Annotated in this window: 2 protein-coding genes; both read left to right on the plus strand. The window is 33.6% G+C overall.

From position 1 onward, the window contains the following. Nucleotides 1-374 precede the first annotated feature (374 nt). Nucleotides 375-908: an HK97 family phage prohead protease gene (locus tag OZD66_RS05770; RefSeq protein WP_174515881.1), complete on the plus strand. Its 534-nt coding sequence runs from the start codon at nucleotides 375-377 to the stop codon at nucleotides 906-908. Between the two features lie 135 nt (nucleotides 909-1043). After that, a complete protein-coding gene (locus OZD66_RS05775) occupies nucleotides 1044-2483 on the plus strand; it encodes a hypothetical protein (RefSeq protein ID WP_275022492.1) in 1440 nt (479 codons plus the stop codon). The last annotated feature ends 80 nt before the right edge of the window (nucleotides 2484-2563 follow it).

The following is a 2563-nucleotide window of genomic DNA, read 5'->3' on the forward strand; positions in this document are numbered from 1 at the left end:
CAATAGGTTACTTATAATCCTAACTATAGTTAGCCTTTCATAAGTAGCGATGCAACAAAGCCATCCCAGTGTCTGGGCACTGGGATGACACCATTCTTTTTTCTGGATTCAAGTAGTCAGGGCACTGGGATGACAGCTAGCCTGACAACCGTCATCCCGCTACGTGTTAGCGGGATCTATGCTAAGAGATACCGCGGCGGTATGACGGTTCGTGGCGGTATGACGTAGAATTTTATAACCCAGTGTCCAATCTGGATTCTAGTTAGCGTTTTTAGTAACTAAGAAAAGTGCTTCCCCCTTTTAGAGCACTTCATATAATAGAATTATATCGCAGTGCATTGCGAAACAAAATTCCCAATACTACAGGAGGCTTTATGAATAAGAAATTTCTCTATTCACCATTGTCAATAAAAAGCATAGGAGAAAACGGTGTATTTTCTGGTTATGCTAGCGTTTTTAATATAGTTGATAAACAAAATGATCTGATATTGCCTGGGGCATTTAAGGAAAATTTAAACAGAAATAAAATAAAACTCCTTTGGCAGCATAATCCTGACGAACCTATAGGTAGCATCATAGATATTTATGAAAATGATGTTGGTCTATATATAATTGCACATTTACTTTTGGGTATTCAGAAAGCAGAAGAAGTGTATTTGATGCTCAAAACTGGGGCAATTAACGGACTTTCCATCGGTTATATACCTATAGAGTATGATGTTGATCATAAAAGCGGAGCTAGAGTGTTAAAACAAGTGGAATTATGGGAAGTCAGTTTGGTCACTTTTCCTGCAAACTTAGCTGCTCAGGTAATCAATGTGAAAAATCAGAACAATGAACAAGAAGTGTTAGCAAGAGCGATAGAAAAAGCAAATGCTGTACTTGCAGACATGTACATTTCTGCTTAAAGTGTATTAGGCGGGCAAAGACTTTACCATAATTTGACACCTGCGTTAGTATTTATTTAACATTTATACTAATATATATAACTTTATTACTATTAAAATTTTCTGTAAATTAAAGTTAAAAAATAAGGTAATTTTATGCTAAATATTAATAATAAGGAAAAAAAATACAGCTGGTCTACTGTATTTGCTTGGTTATATCTAAAAACGATTGGACGAATATTGCCCAAGAGATGGAACAGATGGGCAGAAAATATTTTGTACTACGATAAAACTACTGCAAACAATGAAGTTCAAACTGATGCTTTTAAGACAATAGATGGAAGTGTTCAAGTTGACTTAAAACTTGAAGTTGTAGAGAAAGAGAGCCAAAGTGAAGTAATAAGTAAGGATGGAGAGGTTCAAACTAATAAAGTAACATTTCACGATATAGCAATGCAGACCGAATACGTCGAAACAACGGATAAAAATAGTGATCAAGCACAGCAGATTGCAGACTTACAATCAGAAAATGGCTTATTGGAAGTGAAAATTGAAGAATTGCGATCTATAATTGAAAGACTTAAAAAGGATTATAGAGAATTGGTAGAAGTTACAGATAAACAAGAGAAAGAGTTTTTAGTAAAGTTGAAGGCAAAATCTGAGATGATAGGGTGCCAGGGAAGAGAATTAACTGAACTCAGAGCAGAATTTACCAATAAAATAAACGAGCTTTTAGAAAGGGTGGGAGAAGTCAGGAAAAATAGTTTAATTAAGCAGTTACAAAAAGAACAGAAGCAAGTAGAAGATCAATTGAAAGCTGATATTAAGAAACTACAGGGAGAAAAAGAAAGCATGAAAGAACAATTAAAAATAATGCAACAACAACTGTTAAATAATCAAGAACAACAAAAGTTGGAAGAAAAGTTAAAGGATGTTGATAAAAGATTGGAAGATATTGATGAAAAAACTAAAAAATCACAAGAACAAACAAAAACTAAAGCGCCAGATGCAGTGAGTACAGTATCTACTGCAAAATCAACTACTGGTTCTATGAAATCAACTCAATCAAAGTTTTCAAAAATCTTGAACTTGAAGAATAAGAATCTCAATAACTTTTTGTCTGATAAAAATAAAGAGTTGAAAGAAAATTTTCCTGAATTTGAAAAGAAACACTTTTGTCATAACGTGCTTAATGAAACTATAAAGTCTCTATCAAATCAAGATAATGGTAAATTTAAAAGCAACAAGTTACTTGAACTGTTAGAAAATAATTTGGAACAATCCGCAAGGGAGATCATAAAAGCCAAGGTTAAAGAAGTTGTCAACAAACATTGTAACATTGGAAAAAATGTAGGTAAAGAACTACGAGATGGCACGTTAAAAGCCAAGTTGTCACCTTCTGTTAGAAAATGCGTAAAAAAATTAGAATTTAACAAACAAGAAGGGGTAAATAAGATTGTAGACTCTATCTTGCACAGCTTTAATAGCAAGAATAATAATAATAACGACTCAGGAGAATTGCTTAAAGAAATTGTCGTGAAAGAATTAGCAGAGGCTAAAATGAAGTCTTTTTCAAGTGAGGTTCAAAAGTTATAGCATTTCTCATAATAGTCCGAACAGGTCATAGGAAGGCAGAATCAACAGCACGACGAAAGGATTCGAATAGAGGAATGTTT

Origin of the sequence: Wolbachia endosymbiont of Drosophila baimaii, assembly GCF_028982185.1 — a bacterium.
Taxonomy (GTDB): Bacteria; Pseudomonadota; Alphaproteobacteria; order Rickettsiales; family Anaplasmataceae; genus Wolbachia; species Wolbachia pipientis.